Source organism: Salinisphaera sp. SWV1, assembly GCF_052044155.1.
In the GTDB taxonomy this organism is placed as follows: domain Bacteria; phylum Pseudomonadota; class Gammaproteobacteria; order Nevskiales; family Salinisphaeraceae; genus Salinisphaera.
On sequence record NZ_JBQDYE010000009.1, the window covers coordinates 45,127 to 64,143 of the forward strand.

14 protein-coding genes and 5 tRNA genes are annotated in these 19,017 nt (G+C 63.9%); 4 read left to right on the plus strand and 15 right to left on the minus strand.

The window, feature by feature from the left end; genetic code table 11:
• The first annotated feature begins 1 nt into the window (after position 1).
• Complete coding sequence (locus tag ACS8YF_RS06265; RefSeq protein ID WP_440849370.1) at positions 2-1,720, plus strand: LysM peptidoglycan-binding domain-containing protein; 1,719 nt, start codon at positions 2-4, stop codon at positions 1,718-1,720.
• Between the two features lie 48 nt (positions 1,721-1,768).
• Entirely contained in the window at positions 1,769-2,557 is a 789-nt protein-coding gene (locus tag ACS8YF_RS06270) for an enoyl-ACP reductase FabI (RefSeq protein ID WP_440849371.1), read from the plus strand.
• Positions 2,558-2,696: 139 nt separating this feature from the next.
• Here the strand turns inward: ACS8YF_RS06270 and ACS8YF_RS06275 are convergent, their stop codons facing one another.
• The 11 genes from ACS8YF_RS06275 to ACS8YF_RS06325 form a co-directional block, all read right to left on the minus strand.
• The gene (locus ACS8YF_RS06275) at positions 2,697-4,601 is read right to left on the minus strand and encodes a SurA N-terminal domain-containing protein (protein ID WP_440849372.1); all 1,905 of its coding nucleotides are present in this window, start codon (positions 4,599-4,601) and stop codon (positions 2,697-2,699) included.
• 234 nt (positions 4,602-4,835) lie between these two features.
• Positions 4,836-4,912 (minus strand) — tRNA-Asp (locus tag ACS8YF_RS06280).
• Between the two features lie 14 nt (positions 4,913-4,926).
• Positions 4,927-5,002 (minus strand) — tRNA-Val (locus ACS8YF_RS06285).
• A gap of 43 nt (positions 5,003-5,045) precedes the next feature.
• Complete coding sequence (locus tag ACS8YF_RS06290; RefSeq protein ID WP_037335328.1) at positions 5,046-5,318, minus strand: HU family DNA-binding protein; 273 nt, start codon at positions 5,316-5,318, stop codon at positions 5,046-5,048.
• Positions 5,319-5,533: 215 nt separating this feature from the next.
• Positions 5,534-7,921 carry an endopeptidase La gene (lon, locus tag ACS8YF_RS06295; RefSeq protein WP_440849373.1) on the minus strand — a complete coding sequence of 796 codons (2,388 nt, stop codon included), beginning with the start codon at positions 7,919-7,921 and terminating at the stop codon, positions 5,534-5,536.
• A 126-nt stretch (positions 7,922-8,047) separates the two neighbouring features.
• A complete protein-coding gene (clpX, locus tag ACS8YF_RS06300) occupies positions 8,048-9,325 on the minus strand; it encodes an ATP-dependent Clp protease ATP-binding subunit ClpX (protein WP_440849374.1) in 1,278 nt (425 codons plus the stop codon).
• Between the two features lie 124 nt (positions 9,326-9,449).
• Positions 9,450-10,088 (minus strand): ATP-dependent Clp endopeptidase proteolytic subunit ClpP, encoded by a 639-nt coding sequence (gene clpP, locus ACS8YF_RS06305; RefSeq protein ID WP_440849375.1) that lies wholly within the window; start codon positions 10,086-10,088, stop codon positions 9,450-9,452.
• 40 nt (positions 10,089-10,128) lie between these two features.
• The gene (gene tig / locus ACS8YF_RS06310) at positions 10,129-11,454 is read right to left on the minus strand and encodes a trigger factor (protein WP_440849376.1); all 1,326 of its coding nucleotides are present in this window, start codon (positions 11,452-11,454) and stop codon (positions 10,129-10,131) included.
• A 125-nt stretch (positions 11,455-11,579) separates the two neighbouring features.
• On the minus strand, positions 11,580-12,572 hold the full coding sequence (locus ACS8YF_RS06315; protein ID WP_440849377.1) for an aldo/keto reductase: 993 nt from the start codon (positions 12,570-12,572) through the stop codon (positions 11,580-11,582).
• Between the two features lie 137 nt (positions 12,573-12,709).
• Positions 12,710-12,784 (minus strand) — tRNA-Lys (locus ACS8YF_RS06320).
• A 16-nt stretch (positions 12,785-12,800) separates the two neighbouring features.
• Positions 12,801-12,876: transfer RNA gene (locus ACS8YF_RS06325), tRNA-His, on the minus strand.
• 189 nt (positions 12,877-13,065) lie between these two features.
• On the opposite strand from ACS8YF_RS06325, the gene ACS8YF_RS06330 reads away from it, so the two are divergent.
• Positions 13,066-13,141 (plus strand) — tRNA-Arg (locus ACS8YF_RS06330).
• A 365-nt stretch (positions 13,142-13,506) separates the two neighbouring features.
• On the opposite strand, the gene ACS8YF_RS06335 is transcribed toward ACS8YF_RS06330, so the two are convergent.
• From ACS8YF_RS06335 to ACS8YF_RS06350, 4 genes are all read right to left on the minus strand, one after another.
• Positions 13,507-14,469: a glycine betaine ABC transporter substrate-binding protein gene (locus ACS8YF_RS06335; RefSeq protein ID WP_440849378.1), complete on the minus strand. Its 963-nt coding sequence runs from the start codon at positions 14,467-14,469 to the stop codon at positions 13,507-13,509.
• A 231-nt stretch (positions 14,470-14,700) separates the two neighbouring features.
• Positions 14,701-15,702 (minus strand): 2OG-Fe(II) oxygenase family protein, encoded by a 1,002-nt coding sequence (locus ACS8YF_RS06340; RefSeq protein ID WP_440849379.1) that lies wholly within the window; start codon positions 15,700-15,702, stop codon positions 14,701-14,703.
• 68 nt (positions 15,703-15,770) lie between these two features.
• On the minus strand, positions 15,771-17,030 hold the full coding sequence (locus ACS8YF_RS06345) for a M24 family metallopeptidase (protein ID WP_440849380.1): 1,260 nt from the start codon (positions 17,028-17,030) through the stop codon (positions 15,771-15,773).
• A gap of 57 nt (positions 17,031-17,087) precedes the next feature.
• Positions 17,088-17,981: a HalD/BesD family halogenase gene (locus ACS8YF_RS06350; protein ID WP_440849381.1), complete on the minus strand. Its 894-nt coding sequence runs from the start codon at positions 17,979-17,981 to the stop codon at positions 17,088-17,090.
• 118 nt (positions 17,982-18,099) lie between these two features.
• Between ACS8YF_RS06350 and ACS8YF_RS06355 the strand changes: the two genes are divergently transcribed.
• Entirely contained in the window at positions 18,100-19,011 is a 912-nt protein-coding gene (locus ACS8YF_RS06355; protein WP_440849382.1) for a LysR family transcriptional regulator, read from the plus strand.
• The last annotated feature ends 6 nt before the right edge of the window (positions 19,012-19,017 follow it).

Below are 19,017 nucleotides of genomic sequence, written 5' to 3' on the forward strand. Positions count from 1 at the left end.
CATGGTTCGACCGATACTGGGCTGCCTGTTCATGGCCGGCATCGTCAGTGGCTGCGCGACGACGCCGCATGGCGATGCCGGCACGAACCCGGCCCAGGCGGGCGACCAGCCTTCCACGGTGCCTGCCGCGGCCGCCGGGACGTTGAAAAAAACCGCCGATCAAGGTCATGACAACGACAAGACCACGACCTATGAAGCCCCGGTCGCACGCAAGAATTACGTGCCACACAAATGGCCGGCGCCCACCCAGGACCTGTGGTCGAAGATCCGCACCGGCTTCAAGCTCGACCCCAACGACCAGCGTCGGTCGGTGCGCGTGTGGACACAGTATTATGCGACCCACACCAGCCACCTGAGCCACGCGCTGCGGCGCGCGAAGCCGTTTCTGTGGCATGTGGTGCACCAGGTCGAAAAACGCGGCATGCCGACCGAGATCGCCCTGCTGCCGATCGTGGAGAGCGGCTACAACCCGTCGGCCAAGTCCTATGTCGGCGCCAGCGGCCTGTGGCAGTTCATGCCGGGAACCGCTGATCACATGAGCCTGCCGCGCGACTGGTGGTACGACGGCCGCGACGACCCGATTGCCTCGACCGAGGCCGCGTTGAATTACCTGCAATCGCTGCATCAGCGTTACGACGGCGACTGGCTGCTGGCGCTGGCGGCATACAATGCCGGGCCGGGCCGCGTGGACGACGCCATTGCCGAGGCGCGGGCGCACAACAAGCCCACCGACTACTGGGATCTGGATCTGCCGGATGAAACCACCCAGTACGTGCCGCAACTGCTCGCCCTGCGCCGGATCATGATGACGCCAGCGCGCTTTGGCGTGAACTGGCCCACCCTGGCCAACGCGCCGCGCACCCGCGTGGTGAAGCTGCCCGGCCAGACCTCGATGAAAGTCGCCGCGCACATGCTCGGTATTTCCGAGAAAAAACTGCGCCGGCTCAATCCCGGCATGCGGCGCTGGGCCAGCGAACCGGGCGGCCACGATAAACTGCTCGTGCCGGCGGCCAAGGCCTCGGCGTTTCGTAGCAAGCTCGCCCGCATCAACCCGAGCCACCTGATCGATCATCGTACCCACGTGGTCCGGCGCGGGGACTCGCTGAGCCGGCTGGCGCAGACCTACGGCGTCAGCGTGGCCGCACTGCGCCAGGCCAACAATCTGCACAGCAATCGCATCCGTATCGGCCAGTCGCTGACCGTGCCGCACCCCGGCTCGCATGAGTCGGCGCCGCCGGCCGAACCGACCCAGACCTACGTGGTGCAGTCCGGTGATACGCTCTGGCACATCGCCCGCCGCTACAGCGTCAGCGTGGCGAGCCTCAAGCGCGCCAACGGCGCCTCCGTGGCGACCCTGCGACCGGGGCAGAAGATCCGCATCCCCGGCTCGGCCAAGCCGCCGGCACCGAGCACGGTCGTGGTCCACTCGGGTGACTCGCTGTGGTCGATCGCCCAGGCCAACAATGTAACGGTCAAGCAGCTGCGCCGCTGGAACCGCATGGACAAGGGCACGCCGCTCCAACCGGGCTCCACCATCGCGGTGGATGGCCCCGCCCCGCTGCCGAGTTACTACGAGGTGGAACCGGGCGACTCGCTGTGGTCGATCGCGAATCGCTTCTCGATGCAGGTCAACACGCTGCGCAGCCTCAACGACATGAATTCGGGCGCGACCATTCAGCCCGGCGAACGGCTGCGTCTGCAGCCCGAGGTATCCGGCTGATATCCCGGCCCGGTACGATAGCCATACAACACGAATCCAGGAGAAGGCATGGGGTTTCTTGACGGCAAAAAAGCCTTGATCACGGGCTTGGCCAGCGAACGATCGATCGCCTACGGCATCGCCAGCGCGATGCGCGAACAGGGCGCGGAGCTGGTGCTGACCTATCAGGGCGACAAACTCAAGCCGCGTGTGGAAAAGATGGGCGAGGCGCTGGGCGCCGTGGCCGTGCTGCCCCTCGATGTCGCCGAGGATGCGCAGATCGAGGCGCTGTTCACCGCGCTCGGCAACCATTGGGACCGCCTGGACATCCTCGTCCATGCCATCGGCTTCGCGCCGCGCGAAGCGCTGTCCGGCGGCTATCTGGACAGCATTTCGCGGGATGCCTCGCGTATCGCGCACGACATCAGCGCCTACAGCTTCGCGGCACTGGCCAAGGCGGCCCGCCCGATGCTGTCGGACAAGGCCTCGCTGATCACCCTGACGTATCTCGGCAGCGACCGCGTCATGCCGGGCTACAACGTGATGGGCCCGGCCAAGGCCAGCCTGGAGTCCAACATGCGCTTCATCGCCGCCGATCTGGGCCCGCGGGGCATACGGGTCAACGCCATTTCCGCCGGGCCGATCAAGACCCTGGCGGCCTCGGGCATCAGTGGCTTCCGCACGATGCTGAATTACGCGCGCGACAGCGCCGCACTCAAGCGCAACGTCACCCAGGAAGAAATCGGTAACGCCGCGGCCTTCCTCGGCTCCGATCTCGCCTCGGGCATTACCGGCGAGGTCATTTACGTGGACGCCGGCTACCGCGTCATGGGCATGAGCCGGCTCGACGAGCAATAGCCTGGCGCGACGACATCGCCCGACTCGAAAAGGCCGCATCACGAGGATGCGGCCTTTTTTCGTTACGGGACCGGAAGGCGTTTGCTGCTGATCCCGCGACGCGCCGACCGCGACACCAGCGCGGCCGCGCTGGCGCGCGTCAGTTCATCGCGCTCTTGTGAATCTCGACGTCCGCACGCTTGCGCAGATAATGATCGAGCGCGCTGTATTCGAGACTGGCGTTATAGCCGCTCTGCTGCTGCGCAATCTGCTTGCGCTGGGGACCACCGCCGCCCGGCTTGGAACCGCCGCTTTCCACGCGGCTCGCCAGGACGGCGACCAGCGCCGCCTGGCCGCTTTCGGTGGACACGACCCGGTACTGCGCGCTGCCGGATTTGTTGCCGAACGAAATATCGAAAGCGGCAGTGAGTACCGACGGATCGAGCTTATTGTCATGCCGCCCGACGAAACCAGGCTGCGTCAGCTTGGCCCCCCGGGTGTCCTTCGCAATCTGCGCCAACGACTTGCCCTGCCGTGCCTGCGCCATCGCCTGCTGAGCCGCCTTCTCCGCCCGCCGCTGGCTCTCCTGCGCCACGAGACGCTGGCGGATCTTGTCGCGAACCTCGGCCAACGGCTTGCGTTGCGCGCCCTGATGGTCGGCCACCCGCAGCACGACATGCCGCTGCTGGCCCAGGTCGATCACCTTGCTGTTGAGGTGATCCTTGAGCACGGCATCCGAAAACGCCGCCTTGCGCACAGCGGCATACTGACCCAGCCCGGACCCACCATTGTGGCGAGTGATCCAGCCCGTGTGCCGAACCGTGAGACCGAGCTTGTCGGATATCGTCTTCAGCCCGTTGGGGGCCTGATAGGCGAGGTCGTCCAGCGTATCCGACTTCTTGCGGAACGCCTTCGCCCGCGCCTTGCGGGTCGCCATCGCCTTCAGACGCGCCTGCATCGCCGGATTATTGAAATCCGGCGTCTTGGCCGGCGTGATCGACGTGGCACGCAGCACGTACCACGCCTGATCACCACGGACCGGGCCCGACAACGCGCCCTGCTTTAGACCGAACAGCGCCGCGCCCACGGCGTCCGGCAAGGCCGACTTCGTCTGCGTATCGATCTGCTGGAAACGGGCGCCATCGGTCGCTGCGGCGATCTGTTTCAGCGACTGTCCCTTTTTCGCCGCCGCGATCACCGCCTGCACCGTCTGACGGGCCTTGGCGTCATCCTTGCCGATCGGGATACGGATCTCGTCCGCACTGCGCTTGGCCGGCGTGCCGAGCTCGTTCTTGTGTGCCTGATAAAGCTGCTTCAGCGTCGCCTGATCCGGTTTCGGCGGCGACAGCTTGTCCGCATCCAGCGAAACATAGGCCAACTTGACCCGTGGCGGGCGCATGAACTGTTTCGGGTGCTTGTCGTAATACGACTGGATCGCCTTGTCGTCGACGGTCACCTGATCGCTATAGGCCGAAGAATCGACCGTGAGCACTTGCACTTTACGCTGCTCGTTCGCCCGTCGGTAAGCGACATCGACTTCCGCTGGCGCGGCAAACGCGCTGGCAGCCACGATCTCGCGCACCTGATCGCCCACCATGCTCTGACGCAGCCTCGCTTCGTACTGGGCCGGCGGTACGCCGGCCTGTGAGAGCAACGCCTTGTAGCGCTGGGCCGAGAACTTCCCGTTCTCCTGGAACTGCGGATTGCTCCGGATCTCCGCCAGCAGATTGGCATCGGTCACGCGATAACCCCTGGCTTTCGCGTAATGCGTCATGACCGCCTGGTCGATCATGTTGTCGAGCACGTTCTGGCGCACCTGGTCGCGCGGAAACATGCTGGAATCGAAATGGTTGCCCATCATCTGGCGCAATCGCTGATAGCGCTGGTTGACGGCCTGCCGCAACTGCGAATGCGTGATTTTGGCGCCGTCGGCGCTGGCCACTACCGGATCAGCCGACGGTGTGAAGTAGGAGCCGATGCCCCAGACCCCGAACACAACCGCGATCACGGCTACGACAATATATGCCAAGGGCCCACTGGCCCCATCTCGAATCTTCTGCAGCATAGGTAATTCGGCTCGTCGGACGGATACGATGACCGGCTCGCGCCGGCAATCCCGGCATTGTGCCTACTGCGAGGGATTTGCGCATCCGCGCGCCGTTGCGCTCGACTTCGTTCGCCATGGCCAGCACACGCGAGGCCATACCCTTCCAGTAGCGGCCCGTGCCGGGCGCAAAAAAAAGGCGCTCCGTAAGAGCGCCTTTCGAGGTCTGATCGGCATGGCCGAGTGGCAGACTTATGGCGGAGCGGACGGGACTCGAACCCGCGACCTCCGGCGTGACAGGCCGGCATTCTAACCAGCTGAACTACCGCTCCATTGACTTATTGTCTGGTGGGTGCTGACGGATTCGAACCGCCGACATTCGCCTTGTAAGGGCGACGCTCTACCAACTGAGCTAAGCACCCTTCCAAGGTGTCGAGGACATCCTCATCACCCTGCGAAGACGCGCTAGTTTACAGCATCCTTAAGAGCTTTACCAGCCTTAAATCCAGGCGTTTTACCCGCCGGGATCTGGATCGACTGACCGGTCTTGGGATTACGGCCCTGGCGAGCGGCACGCTCGCGCACGGAGAAGACACCAAAGCCTACCAGCGAGACCTTGTCGCCTTTTTTCAGAGCGTCGGTGACCGAGTCGATCATGGCGTCGACGGCGCGCGAAGCATCGGCCTTGGAAAGATCCGCGTCCGCGGCGACGGCATCGACGAGTTCAGTTTTATTCATAACTAAGCATCCCCTTAAGGAGTGAGAGAGTTTCGACCGGTCCATCCATCGAACCCGCCGTTCACGCTGGCCCAGCCGCGCGTTCACTGCAAGTGCTTCGGGCATGGCCACGGTCGCGGCGCTGCCCGACCGCAAGCGGGCTTTATACCAAGGCCCCGATTCCAGCGTCAATAAAGGGTTAGCGCGGGAATCGGGGCGCAAGCATACGGCCTGGTTCAATGCGGGCGCACTTCGCCCCCATCCGACTTGCGCTGGCCCTCCGCTGGCGCCTCGTCGGCAGCCAGTGGCTGCGGCTGACGCGTAAGCGCGATTTCCAGCACTTCATCGATCGTGCGAACCGGCCGGATGTCCAGACGGTTCTTGATGTTGGCAGGGATCTCGGCGAGATCCTTCGTGTTTTCGTGCGGAATGACCACGATCTTGATGCCACCGCGATGCGCCGCAAGCAGCTTCTCCTTGAGCCCGCCGATCGGCAGTACGTCGCCGCGCAGCGTGATTTCGCCGGTCATGGCGACGTCCGCACGCACCGGAATCCGGGCCAGCGCGGAGATCATCGCGGTGCACATCCCGATCCCCGCCGAGGGGCCATCCTTGGGCGTGGCGCCCTCGGGGACATGCACGTGAAGGTCCGCCTTCTGCATGAAATCGCGCTCGATTCCGAGCGTTCCCGCGCGCGAGCGGATCACCGTGAGCGCGGCCTGGATCGACTCCTGCATCACGTCGCCGAGCGATCCGGTATGCGTGGCCTTGCCCTTGCCGGGCACCGCCGCCGACTCGATGGTCAGCAGTTCGCCGCCGACCTCGGTCCAGGCCAGCCCGGTGACCTGACCGACGCTGTCGTGCTCCTCGGCCCGCCCGTAACGGAACTTCGGCACGCCCAGGTACTTGTCGAGATTGCGCCTGGAGACCTGTACGTGATCGCGCGATTTCTCGCTGATCAACTCCTTGACCACCTTGCGACAGATCTTGGAGATATCGCGCTCGAGATTACGCACCCCGGCCTCGCGCGTGTAGCGCCGGATGATCTCGGTAATGGCATTATCCGAAACAGCCAGCTCGGACGCCTCCAGCCCGTTCTCCTTCATCGCCTTGGGCAACAGATAGCGCTCACCGATATTGAGCTTCTCATCCTCGGTGTAGCCCGAAAGCCGGATGACTTCCATCCGATCCAGCAGCGGCTCCGGGATGTTCATGGTGTTGGCGGTGCACACGAACATCACCTGCGACAGGTCGTAGTCGACTTCGAGATAATGGTCGCCGAAGGTGTTGTTCTGCTCCGGGTCGAGCACTTCGAGCAGGGCCGAGGCCGGGTCACCGCGGAAGTCGTTGGCCATCTTGTCCACTTCGTCAAGCAGGAACAACGGGTTACGCACCCCGACCTTGGCCATGTTCTGAATAATCTTGCCCGGAAGCGAGCCAATATAGGTTCGCCGATGACCACGGATCTCGGCCTCGTCGCGCACGCCACCCAGGCTCATGCGCACGAACTCGCGATTCGTGGCCCGGGCAATGGAGCGGCCGAGCGAAGTCTTGCCGACGCCGGGCGGGCCGACCAGACACAGAATCGGGCCCTTGATCTTCTTCACCCGGCTCTGCACCGCCAGGTTCTCGATGATGCGCTCCTTGATGCGTTCCAGGCCGTAGTGGTCGGCGTCGAGCGTCTCCTGTGCCTTGGTCAGGTCGATCTTGGTACGGCTGCGCTTTTTCCACGGGATGTCGACCATCCAGTCGAGGTAATTGCGCACTACCGTCGCCTCAGCCGACATGGGCGACATGCTCTTGAGCTTGTTGAACTCGTTGTTGACCTTCTTCTTGACTTCCTTGGGGAAGCCGGCCTTTTCGATCTTCTCTTCCAGTTCGTCCAGATCGTTGGGCGCTTCGTCGATCTCGCCCAGCTCTTTCTGGATGGCCTTCATCTGCTCGTTGAGATAGTACTCGCGCTGCGACTTCTCCATCTGCTGCTTCACGCGGCCGCGGATCTTCTTCTCGATCTGCAGTACCTCGATCTCGGCATCGGTCTTGGCCACCACATGCTCGAGACGCTGCCGCGGGTCGGCGATCTCCAGCACGTCCTGGCGCTCGTCGAGCTTGAGATTGAGATGCGCGGCGATGGTATCGGCCAGCCGGCCGGCCGAGTCCATGCTCGACAGCGACGGCAGCAGCTCGGCCGGCACTTTCTTGTTGAGCTTGGTGTAGGACTCGAAGGTCGCGACCGCGGAACGCATGAGCGCGTCCAGCTCGGCCGATTCCTCCTCCTCATCATCGATAGCGGTATGGCTCGCGACCAGGCTGCCACCGGCCGCGTGCAGATCGGACAGACGCGCGCGATTGCCGCCTTCGACCAGCACCTTGACCGTGCCATCGGGCAGCTTGAGCAATTGCAGGATGGAGGCCAGCGTACCGACCTCGTAGATGTCGTCCGCGCCCGGATCATCGATATCCGCGGCCTTCTGGGCGACGAGCAGAATCTTCTTGTCCTCGGCCATGGCCGCTTCAAGCGCGGTGATGGACTTCTCCCGGCCCACGAACAGCGGAATCGCCATATGCGGGAACACGACCACGTCGCGCAGGGGAAGAACGGGTACCAAGGCGTTGTCAGCCATGCGGGCCCTCGCTGATATAAAGCGGCCGGCGAGGGGAGGCCGGCCACTGTGAATTTGCATTGATGGTGTGGCCGGCCCGCGCGTTTTCAATCGCCCGGGCCGGCGGCACGTTTCAATGTCTAGCTGCTAGGCACCGGCACGCTCGGCCTCGGCGTTTTCGTAGACGATGTAGGGCTGGGCATCGCCATTGACCACGGCGTCGTCGACGACAACCTTCGACACATTTTCCATCGCCGGCAGTTCGTACATCACGTCGAGCAGTATCGACTCGAGAATCGTACGCAGGCCGCGCGCGCCGGTCTTGCGCTCCATCGCCCGATGCGCGATCGCCTTGAGCGCGTCCTCACGCAGCTCCAGCTCGCAGTTCTCCATCTCGAACAGCTTGGCGTACTGCTTGGTGAGCGCATTCTTGGGCTCGCGCAGGATCGAGATGAGCGCCGTCTCGTCCAGCTCCTCGAGCGTGGCGACCACCGGCAGACGACCGACGAACTCCGGAATCAGGCCGTACTTGACCAGATCTTCGGGCTCGACCGTCTTCAGCATCGCACCCAGGCTTCGCTTGTCGGCCTGCCCCTTGACCTCGGCCGAGAAGCCGATGCCCGAGCGCCCTTCGCGCTGCTGGATGGTCTGGTCCAGGCCGGCGAAGGCCCCGCCACAGATGAACAGAATGCCCGAGGTGTCGACCTGCAGGAATTCCTGCTGCGGATGCTTGCGCCCGCCCTGCGGCGGAATCGAGGCGGTGGTGCCCTCGATCAGCTTCAGCAGCGCCTGCTGCACGCCCTCGCCGGAGACGTCGCGCGTGATCGACGGGTTCTCCGACTTGCGCGAAATCTTGTCGATCTCGTCGATATAGACAATGCCGCGTTGGGCCTTGTCCACGTCGTAGTCGCACTTCTGCAGCAGCTTCTGGATGATGTTCTCGACATCCTCGCCCACGTAACCCGCCTCGGTCAGCGTGGTGGCGTCGGCAATCGCGAATGGCACATCCAGCATGCGCGCCAGCGTCTCGGCCAGCAGTGTCTTGCCGCAGCCGGTCGGGCCGATCATCAGAATATTCGATTTCTGCAGCTCGACCTCGTCCTCGGCCGCCTCGGCATTCAACCGCTTGTAGTGGTTGTACACCGCCACGGCAAGAATCTTCTTGGCCGATTCCTGGCCGATGACATAGTCATCGAGCACGCGCCGGATTTCCTGGGGGCTCGGCAGGCCTTTCTTGGCCGGCTTGCTCGCCAGTTCCTCGCGCATGATGTCGTTGCACAGATCCACGCATTCATCGCAGATGAACACGGAGGGGCCGGCAATCAGCTTGCGAACCTCGTGTTCGCTCTTGCCGCAGAACGAGCAATGCAGCGTCCGGCCGGAGTTCTCCTTGGCGCCGCTTTCGTTGTTGCCGTTGTCTGCCATGGGTCGTGACCTCGTTGAGGTGAGCCTGTCGAGTTGCCTTACATATGACATACCCGACAAATATTTGTCACGTTACCGAGCGCCGCTGTTGACGAACGGCGCTCGGCATCTAACGTGGGATGGCTTAGCCGGACTTCTCGGCCAAGGCCGCACGCGAGGTGAGCACGTCGTCGATGACGCCGTATTCCACCGCTTCGCTGGCGCTCATGAAGAAATCGCGCTCGGTATCGCGCTGGATCTTGTCCAGTGGTTGGCCGGTGTGATCGGCCAGAATCTGGTTCAGCCGCTCGCGGGCATGCATGATCTCGCGGGCATGGATCTCGATATCCGATTGCTGGCCCTGAAAACCGCCGGAGGGCTGATGCATCATCACCCGCGAATGCGGCAGCGAGTAGCGCTTGCCCGCCGCACCCGCAGCCATCAGCACCGCGCCCATGCTCGCGGCCTGGCCGAGGCACATCGTGGCCACGTCGGGCTTGATGAACTGCATCGTGTCGTAGATCGACAGACCCGCGGTCACCGCCCCGCCCGGCGAGTTGATGTACAGCTGGATGTCCTTGTCCGGGTTGTCCGACTCAAGGAACAACAGCTGCGCGACGATCAGATTGGCCATGTGATCGTCGACTGGGCCGACACAGAAGATCACCCGCTCCTTGAGCAGGCGCGAGTAGATATCGAAAGACCGCTCGCCACGAGCCGTCTGTTCGATGACCATCGGAATCAGACCCAGGCTCTGGGTCTGCATGCTGTCATGTTCTGCCATAACGATTCGCTTTCCTTGCGTTGGCAGACAGGGCCGGGAATCAGCCCTGCTGCCGATTGGCATTGAGAAGCTCGTCGAGCTCCGTGTCCTTTTCGGTGATGGTGGCATGGGCCAGCAGATCATCGACCACCTGCTGCTCCATGACCATCGCCTGCAGACCCTGCATCAGTTGCGGGTTCTGCTGATAGTAGTTCTTCACCGCCTCGGCCTGGTCACCGTAACCGGCCGCGATCTCGTCCATCTTCTCGGCGACCTTGTCCTGGTCCAGCTCGAGTTCCTTCTCCGAGATCACTTCGGCAATCAGCAGGCCGAGCGCGACGCGCTTGGTCGCCTGTTCACGCAGTGCGTCGTCGGGCAGCAGTTGCTTGGCCTGCTCCTCGTTGCCCTGCATCTCCTCGGGCATGCGTTGCATCGCTTCCTTGCGCATGCGATCGATTTCCTGGGCCACCATCGACTCGGGCACATCGATCGGGTTCGCCTCGTGCAGCGCATCCATGGTCTGGGTCTTCACGCTGGTATCGATGGCGTGCTTGACCTCCTGCTCCAGCGACTCGCGAATCTTGTCGCGCAGCGCCTCCACGGTGCCTTCCTCGATGCCCATCTGCTTGATGAACGCTTCGTCCACTTCCGCGGGTTTGGCTTCCTTGACGGCCTTGACGGTCACGTCGAAGGTCGCGGTCTTGCCCGCCAGATCCTCGGCGCCGTAGTCCTCCGGGAAGGCCACGTCGACCTGGAATTCCTCGCCCGGCTTGCGGCAGACCATCGCACGCTCCATGTCGGGCAGGAACTGTTCCTCGCCCAGCGTGATCTCGATATCGTTGCCGGTGCCGCCTTCGAAGGCTTCACCATCGATGCGGCCGACGTAATCGACCACGACCTGATCGCCATCGGCCGATTCGCGCTCGACCTCTTCCCAGCTCTTGTTCTGGTCCCGAATGCGCTCGAGCGTCTTGTCGACCTCGGCATCGGTCACTTCAGTAACCGGCTTTTCGACCGTGATCGAATCCAGGCCCTTGAGCTCGATCTCGGGATAGACCTCGATATTGGCCGTAAACGACAGCGGGCCATCTTCCTCGAAGGCATCCAGCTCGATCTCCGGCTGGCCCGCCGGGTTGAGCTCGGACTTCTCGACCGCTTCCGGATAGGTGCTCTGGATCAGCTCGCTGACCGCTTCCTGGCGTGCCTGGGCACCGTAGCGCTGATACAGCACCTTCACAGGCGCCTTGCCCGGACGAAACCCCGGGATCCGCGCATGCTGGCCCACCCGCTTGACCTTCTCATCCACCGCGGTGTTCACGCGGTCGGCCGGGATCTGGACCTTCAGACGCCGTTTCAGGCCACCGGGGTTTTCTACGGAGACGTCCATCAACTACCTCGAATCGATTCTGTTTTGAGCGTATGAACGGGCAGTGCGCCGACACGCACCGCCCGGTTGACCGGCCAGTATAGCAACCCGGCCCAAACCGGGCTTGCCCGGTCCGGTTTTTTTATTCAGTGGCGCGCCGGCGGCGCCATGAATTCAGGGCCGACCGGGTCAGTGACGTGTGTGTCGACGATTCGGCCGATCTCTTCGCGCGCGTCCCGGTCCAGATGCCATCCTGGCACATTGACCACGGCATCCATTTGATCCGGCGTACGCGCGCCCCACAGGGCGAACGCATGGTCGTATTGATCGAGCACCCAGCGGATCGCCAGATCCAGCACCCGCTTGTTGTAGTGCTCCTGCGCGAACTTGTCGAGCGCAGCCACCGCGGCCAGGTACTGATCGAAGCGCGGCTGCTGGAATTTTGGATCGCTGTTGCGCAGATCGTCGCCCGGGAATTCGCGATCCGCGTGCATCCGGCCCGATAACAGACCGCGGCAGAGCGCACCGTAAGCCAGCAAGCGCGTATCGTGCTCGCGCACCCAGGGCAGTACGTCCTGGTCGATCTGGCGCTCGAACAGGTTGTACGGGTTCTGCGCCACATCGATCGGCGCGACCTCCGAGAACGCGTCCATCTGCTCGGGCGAGAAATTCGACACGCCGATCGCGCGAATCTTGCCGGCCGCCTTGACCTCTGCCAGCGCCTCCGCGGTTTCACGCGGGTCGACCCGCGGATCCGGCCAGTGCACCTGCAACAGGTCGATCACGTCCGTTCGCAAGCGACGCAGGGAATCGTCCACTTCCTTGAAGATGCGCTGCTTGGTCGCATTGCGCTGCACGCCGCCATCATCGTCCCATTCCAGCGCGCATTTCGTGGCAATCACGACCTGATCGCGAATCCTGCCTTTATCAACGGCCTTGCCGACGATCTCTTCGGACCGACCGAAGCCATACACCGGCGCGGTATCGATGAGCGTCACGCCCCGGTCGGGCGCGCTCTGAATCGTACGAATGGACTCGGCCTCGTCCGTGCCGCCCCATTTCCAGCCGCCGATCGCCCAGGTGCCCAGACCGATCCGCGATGCCGACAACCCTTCGCTGTTGATCTCGCGTGTTTCCAACACTCATCTCCTCAATAGCGTAACGATCAGGAGATGGGATCGGTCGCGCCGCATTCAAGCGCACACAACCCTCTCGGCCAGGAGCGAGCCCCAAAAAAAAACGCCGGCAAGAAAACTCGCCGGCGTTTTTCAGGAATTGGTGGGCCGTGTAAGACTCGAACTTACAACCAATTGATTAAGAGTCAACTGCTCTACCATTGAGCTAACGGCCCATATCGCATCAGACAGTGGGGTGGACGATGGGACTCGAACCCACGACGACTGGAATCACAATCCAGGGCTCTACCAACTGAGCTACGCCCACCATCGCCTGATATCGCGATGACAGCGCATCCTCATCGCGAGTTGCGTATTCTAGCGGCGTTGTCCTGTTTGTACAACGCTTGTGTCGCTCGCCTGGCAACGCAGCTTGCACGGGCTGCATGCAACGGCAACAGCCTCTAGTGCCGATGCCGGGCGACTGGCACAATGGGCGCCGCCTTCGCGCTGTTTCGCGCCCGTAGCTCAGGGGATAGAGCAACGGCCTTCTAAGCCGTTGGTCGCTGGTTCGAATCCAGCCGGGCGCGCCATTGCCAGGGCTCGTCGAAGGCGGGCCCTGGCAATGGCCTATCCAACTCATATTCGAACCAGCGACAGATGAATAAGCATGGTTCGACGGATGCGCAGCGCGCATCCGAACGGGGCGGTTTCAACCGCACCGGCCCGAAGGGTGAGCCGGCACAGCCGGCGAATAATCCAGCCGGGCGCGTCAGTTTTACCGTTCAAATTAAAAGACCAAAGCCGGGTCACGGCCGCTAGCGCCCTCACGCGACACCTCGCCCCCAGCGAGTGAAAACGGGTTACAGCGGGCGCTCGAATAGTTTCAGGCAACCGCCGGCCCTTCGGGTCGCGCGAGGCGGCATGGGCCGCCCCGCGGTTGGCGAGCTGGTAACTACTATTGCTTGAAGTGGGCCCGCAGCGCCGCCGCGGCGGGTTTGCCGTCGGCCGTTTTCACCCCGTCCAGCCAGCCGGCAACTTCGTTCAGATGCGAGCCGATCCAGCGGTCGGCGACCTGCTGGTGATCCTGATTCTTGTAGCTCGACTCATAGACCCACTGGCTCTGCGTGTCCGAGTCGACCTGGAACTGCCGGAAGAAACGCGTCAGGTTCGGATCGCGCTTGACGAATTCGGAGCTGGCCAGCGTCAGCACCTGGCTGTGGCCGCCATGCGGGCCCCAGAGGCTTTTCGGATCCTTGAGAATCTGCATGTCCAGCGCGACTGTCATCCAGTGCGGCTGCCAGCCACAGAACACGATCGGCTTGTGGTGGTCGATGGCCCGCTTGGCCTCGGCGAGCATGGCGGCGGTGCTGCTATGGGCCATATGCCAGTCGCCCAGACCGTAGGTATTATTCTTGATGGCTTTTTCGACGATATTATTGGCGCCGCTACCGGGCTCGATGCAGTGCACGGTGGAATTGAATTTATCGGCGTACTGAGCGAGCTGACGATCGCTGGTCAGCCCCTGCTTGACCATGAATTTCGGCACCGCGAAACCCGAAGTGGCACCGGTGAGGTTTTCGCCGAGCTTCACGATCTTGCCCTTCTTGACATAGGGCATGAAGCTGGAAGCCTGCCCTGGCGACCAGGCCGACAGATTCACGTCCACCCGCCCCTGCGACAGACTGAGATAGACGATCGGCGCGCTGGCCTTGACGAACTTCACGTCGTAGCCGAGCGGCTTGAGTATCTCGCCGACCACCTGGCTCTTGATCGTCACCCCCGGCCACGGCGGCATACCAATTCTGACCGTCTCGCCCGATCCCGACTGTGCGGCCAGCGCCAGCGGCGAACAGGCCAGCATCGCGGCCGTAACCAGCAATAGCCCCGCGATACCGCGATTCATGAATCGTTTATTCATCGTCGACTCCTTTTCTCGTTTTTTGATACGAACAGTTCACGGCCGGTCATCCGCCTTCCAGACCAACCGGAGCTCGTTGCAAGTCAGAACCTATCCAACCATAGCCGACCGACGCGGCGCGCGTTCGCGCCGGCCCGGCTTCGGCGACGCGGGCGGATCGAACGGGTACGCGCGATAAGCACGGCCGGCAAGTTCGGCCACGTCTGCTGACCCAGCCCATGCCCGACGCGTTCAGGCTTCGGTGACCGGCGTGCGTTCCAGCCCCTGGAATTCGACGAAGGCCTGCATCCGCTCCCACAGCCGGTCGCCGTAGACATAGTCGCCGTCGCCGGCCGCATCTGGGGCTGCAATATGTGCGTCGACCGCCGGCTCGAAGAAGAACGGGATCGAATGTCGCGAACGGCTGCCGCCGACGATACGGTGCTCGGTGGCCTGGATGCGCCCGCCCGACCAGTCGGCCAGCAATCGTCCGAAGTTGACCACCAGCGCATTCTCGCGCGGCGGCACGTTCTCCCAGGCGCCGTCCGGCGTGCGCACCTGCAGCCCGCCGACCCGGTCCTGCCAGAGCAATGTAATGAAACCGTTGTCGCAGTGCGGCACGCCGACCAGCCAGCGCCGCGTATCGCCGTGGCCATCGACCGCGGGCATCGCATCCAGCGTCTCGGCCGGACGTTCGGGATAATGGATCAGCCGCAGCGTCGAGTTGCCGTGATCGAATGGCCGCAGCAGCCTGTCGCGGTCGATGGCCAGGCCTTCGGCCAGCGCGCCGGCAATCACGCCGCCCAGGGTTTCCATGGCACGGTAGTAAGTCGCCACATCGCCCGCCCAGCCGGGCAGCGCCGATTCCGATGGCCGCGGCGTCGGCTCGCGCAGCGGGTCGCCGCTTTGCGTATCGGCGCGCTCGGGGTGGGCGATGTCCGGACCGAGGTCAATGCCTTCCTTCCAGGTTGGGTCTTCGTCCTGGGGCGGAAAGTAGCCACGGTAGACATTGCGGTTGGCGGCCACGAACTTGTGCCGGGCGAGCTGCTGCTTGTGGGTTTCGTCCAGCTCGAAGAAGCGCAGCAGCCGGGCGTGGATGTCGTCGGCGAGATGCAACTGGGCCGGCGCGATACCGACGGTCATGAAGCCGGAATCGCAGGCCGCGTCGACGATGGCGGCGATCGTCCCGCCCCGCCCGGACTGGTCGGCCAGCAGCGGCGTCAGATCGATATGGGGGATCAGGGTCTGGCTCATGGGGTTCGCATCGGGCTTGTGCCGCGACCCGCTGTAGCCGGGACGCAGCGATGGATGGAGCGCGCGCTTCAGCGATCCAGCAGGCGCGCATCGAAGGGGTAGTCGGACAGCAGTTCGACCTCGCCATCGTCGCGGATATAGAGCTGTTCTTCGAGTTTGACGCCCTCGCCGCCATCCTCGTGGCCGATAAAGCTTTCCACGCACAGGGTCATGCCGGGCTGCATCACGCCGTCGTAGCCCTTGTCATCGATATCCTCGCGATGAACGATGTAGGGATATTCGCCGGTCATGCCCACGCCATGGGCGAGCGCGAAGTAGCGGCGAGCCTTGTAGGCCGGCGGGATCTGCCAGGCTCGCTCGGCATATTCCTTGAACGATACGCCGGGCGCGATGCCGGCCATGTTGGTCTGGATCTGATCGTAGGCCATGCGATACAGATCCCGTTGCGCGGCCGTGGCCGGCTGGTCGCCGCAGAGGAAGGTGCGCGAGAAATCCGCGTAGTAGCCGTAGCGACCGACCACGTCGGTATCCAGCGCCACCAGCTCGCCGGCCTGCATCACCCGGTCCGAGCATTCCTGGAACCAGGGGTTGGTGCGCGGCCCGGAATTCATCAGCCGGGTTTCGACGTAGTCGGCGTCGGTGGCGATGATGTGCTGGTGCAGATTCGACCAGACCTCGTTCTCGGTCGCCCCCGGCCGGATCGCGGCTTCGAGCTTGCGCACGCCGGTCTCGACCGCGCGCAGCGAGCTGCGGATCATCTTGATCTCGTTGGGCACCTTGATCGCCCGTGCCCGCTCCAGCGGCACCTGGGCGTCACAGATCCGCCAACCGCGCTCGACCAGGGCGAAGGCCGCATGCGAGGTCGCGCTCTCGATGGCGACAAAATCGCCGTCGCTTCCGCCGCAGTCGCGCACCAGGCGGTCGATCTCGTCGGCCCAGGCCTGGGTGGTCTGCTTGAGGTGGTCGTCGCAGAAATAGTACGAGATCGCGGTGGCCGGCCGGATCTCGTCGACCGTCGGCAGATGGGCGGCCAAATGCTCACAGCCGGAGAACTCGAACAGCACGACCGGCCCTTCCGCGGGCACGAAGGCATAGCGCGCCGGGTTGCGGGCCGAATAGATCTGCATATTGCGCGAGCCGGTGGCGTAGCGCACATGGGTCGGGTCGAACAGTACCGCCGCCACGATGTCCCGCGCCTTGAGCTGGGCCCGGGTCGCGGCCAGCCGGTCGCGCAGGATCTGCTCGATCTCGGCAGTCTTGGGCTCGCATAGCGCCGGGTCATGGGTCGGCGGCAGAATATCGTCGTACTGTAGAGCCGTCGTGGTCATATCGTCTCGTCGTTTAGGGCCATGGCGGGCCGGTATATTGATACTGCGGGCGGTCGCTCAGTCCAGCAGCCCGTCGGCGCGTTCGACGCGCTCGCGTTCGGCCTGGATATGCGCTTCGGAGACGCGCCCGTAGAGCTGGCGGGTGCGCTCGAGCCGACCGACCACACCCGGCTGCTGCGAATAAGCAAAGATGGCGGTATGCCGCTCGCGCTCGCCGCCGACCTCGGTCACGCGATGCAGCGAATAACGGCCCTTGAACAATTGCAGATCGCCCGGCTCCAGGCGCAGCGTCTTGGGCGTGTCGGTATCCTCGCCGCGGATCACCGCGCCCACGCGGCCATAGTTCTCGCCGGCCGACGAGCGGATATTCGGGCAGTACTGGAACTCGCCGCCGATGTCCGGCTTTTCGGTCATCATGGTGACGATGTATTCATTGGTGTCGTAATGCCACGGCTGGCAGGTGCCCGGCGGCAACACGTTCTGCACCAGCCCGGCGAAGGGGTCGGCATACTCGAAGACTTCCGCCTCGCCGATACAGGCCGCGACCAGCCGCTTCATGGCCGGCGAGACATAAAGCTGCTGGATGACCATATCCGCCGGAATCATGTCGCGGGTCACGAAGCCGCTGGTGCGATCCATGAAGATGCGCCGCGGATCGCTCTCGTCCAGGCTCGGATCGTCGCGGGTGAACCAGGCATTGACCCGGGCACTGGAATAGAAGGTCTTTTGCGCCAGCTGACGGCCCTCGGCACGTGCCCGTGCCAGCGCATCGGCGCGCATGAAGCCACGCAACACCGCGCAACCGTCGGCGTCCAGATCGGCGCGCACGCGCTCGATTACCTCCTGCATGCGCGGGCCGGCGAAATCCTCGAGCGGATAGCGCTCGGTATCCACCAGATCGCTCAGATCGGTCCGTTCGGCATCGGCCAGGACCACGGCTGCTTCGCTCATGCTTTCCTCTCTCGATCATGCGCTGTAAATCCGTCGGCCGGCGCCGCCGCAATGACCCGGCGTGCCGACCTGACTTATGCTGAGAGCCATCGATCGATTTGAGAAACGAGTTATTCCAATGGAATCCATCGGTGAGCCTCATGGATCGCCGGCAGCGGTGCTCGACAGCGACCTGCTCGCCGCCTTCGTGGCGGTTGCCGAAACCGGCGGCTTCACCTCGGCCGGTCAGTACCTGCACAAGACGCAGTCCACGGTCAGCCTGCGAATCCGCACGCTCGAGACCCGACTCAACACGCAGCTGCTGCACCGCACCAGCCGCCAGCTGGCCCTGACCGCCAACGGCCAGACTTTTCTGGTCTACGCCCGGCGCCTGTTGCAACTGCAGCGCGAGGCCGTCAGTGCGGTCGGGCCGTCCGCCCAGCCGACCACGCTCCGTTTCGGCCTGCCCGAGGACTACGCGGAAACCTGGCTGCCGCAGGTGCTGCGCACTTTCGCAGCCTCGCATCCAGCGGTCCGCCCGCATATTCATTGCCGCATGTCGACCGAACTCATCGAACAACTCGAGGCCGGCGCGCTGGATCTCGTGCTCACGGTGCGGCACTCGGCGGCCAGCACCGCCCGACGCGTGGGCACCGAAACCCTGGTCTGGGCCGCCCACCGCGATTTCGAACTCGTTCCCGACCAGCCGGTACCGCTGGCGCTGTTCCCCGAGCAATGCGCCTACCGCCGCCGGGCGCTGGAAGCCCTCACGCGTATCGGCCGAACATGGCAGATCGACTATACGAGCCAGAGCCCGACCGGCCTGCGTGTGGCGGTCGATCTGGGCCACGCGGTGACGATCACCGGCCGGCGCACCCTGCCGCCGGGCTGGCACACACTGGGTGAAGAGGCCGGCCTGCCGCCGTTACCGGAGGCGGTACTGGAGATCCATCGTTCCCCGAGCGTCCAGCATCCGGCCTTCGATGCGTTTACGGCCCTGGTCGAACAGACCCTCGACGCAGCGGCGGCCGAGCCGGGCGCTACCGGTTGATCGCGA

Excerpts from the sequence above, each read along its gene's own strand:
- ACS8YF_RS06265 (WP_440849370.1), top strand. The coding sequence starts at position 2 with ATGGTTCGACCGATACTGGGCTGCCTGTTCATGGCCGGCATCGTCAGT.
- ACS8YF_RS06270 (WP_440849371.1), top strand. The coding sequence starts at position 1,769 with ATGGGGTTTCTTGACGGCAAAAAAGCCTTGATCACGGGCTTGGCCAGC.
- ACS8YF_RS06275 (WP_440849372.1), bottom strand. The coding sequence starts at position 4,601 with ATGCTGCAGAAGATTCGAGATGGGGCCAGTGGGCCCTTGGCATATATT.
- ACS8YF_RS06290 (WP_037335328.1), bottom strand. The coding sequence starts at position 5,318 with ATGAATAAAACTGAACTCGTCGATGCCGTCGCCGCGGACGCGGATCTT.
- lon (WP_440849373.1), bottom strand. The coding sequence starts at position 7,921 with ATGGCTGACAACGCCTTGGTACCCGTTCTTCCCCTGCGCGACGTGGTC.
- clpX (WP_440849374.1), bottom strand. The coding sequence starts at position 9,325 with ATGGCAGACAACGGCAACAACGAAAGCGGCGCCAAGGAGAACTCCGGC.
- clpP (WP_440849375.1), bottom strand. The coding sequence starts at position 10,088 with ATGGCAGAACATGACAGCATGCAGACCCAGAGCCTGGGTCTGATTCCG.
- tig (WP_440849376.1), bottom strand. The coding sequence starts at position 11,454 with ATGGACGTCTCCGTAGAAAACCCCGGTGGCCTGAAACGGCGTCTGAAG.
- ACS8YF_RS06335 (WP_440849378.1), bottom strand. The coding sequence starts at position 14,469 with ATGAATAAACGATTCATGAATCGCGGTATCGCGGGGCTATTGCTGGTT.
- ACS8YF_RS06340 (WP_440849379.1), bottom strand. The coding sequence starts at position 15,702 with ATGAGCCAGACCCTGATCCCCCATATCGATCTGACGCCGCTGCTGGCC.
- ACS8YF_RS06345 (WP_440849380.1), bottom strand. The coding sequence starts at position 17,030 with ATGACCACGACGGCTCTACAGTACGACGATATTCTGCCGCCGACCCAT.
- ACS8YF_RS06350 (WP_440849381.1), bottom strand. The coding sequence starts at position 17,981 with ATGAGCGAAGCAGCCGTGGTCCTGGCCGATGCCGAACGGACCGATCTG.
- ACS8YF_RS06355 (WP_440849382.1), top strand. The coding sequence starts at position 18,100 with ATGGAATCCATCGGTGAGCCTCATGGATCGCCGGCAGCGGTGCTCGAC.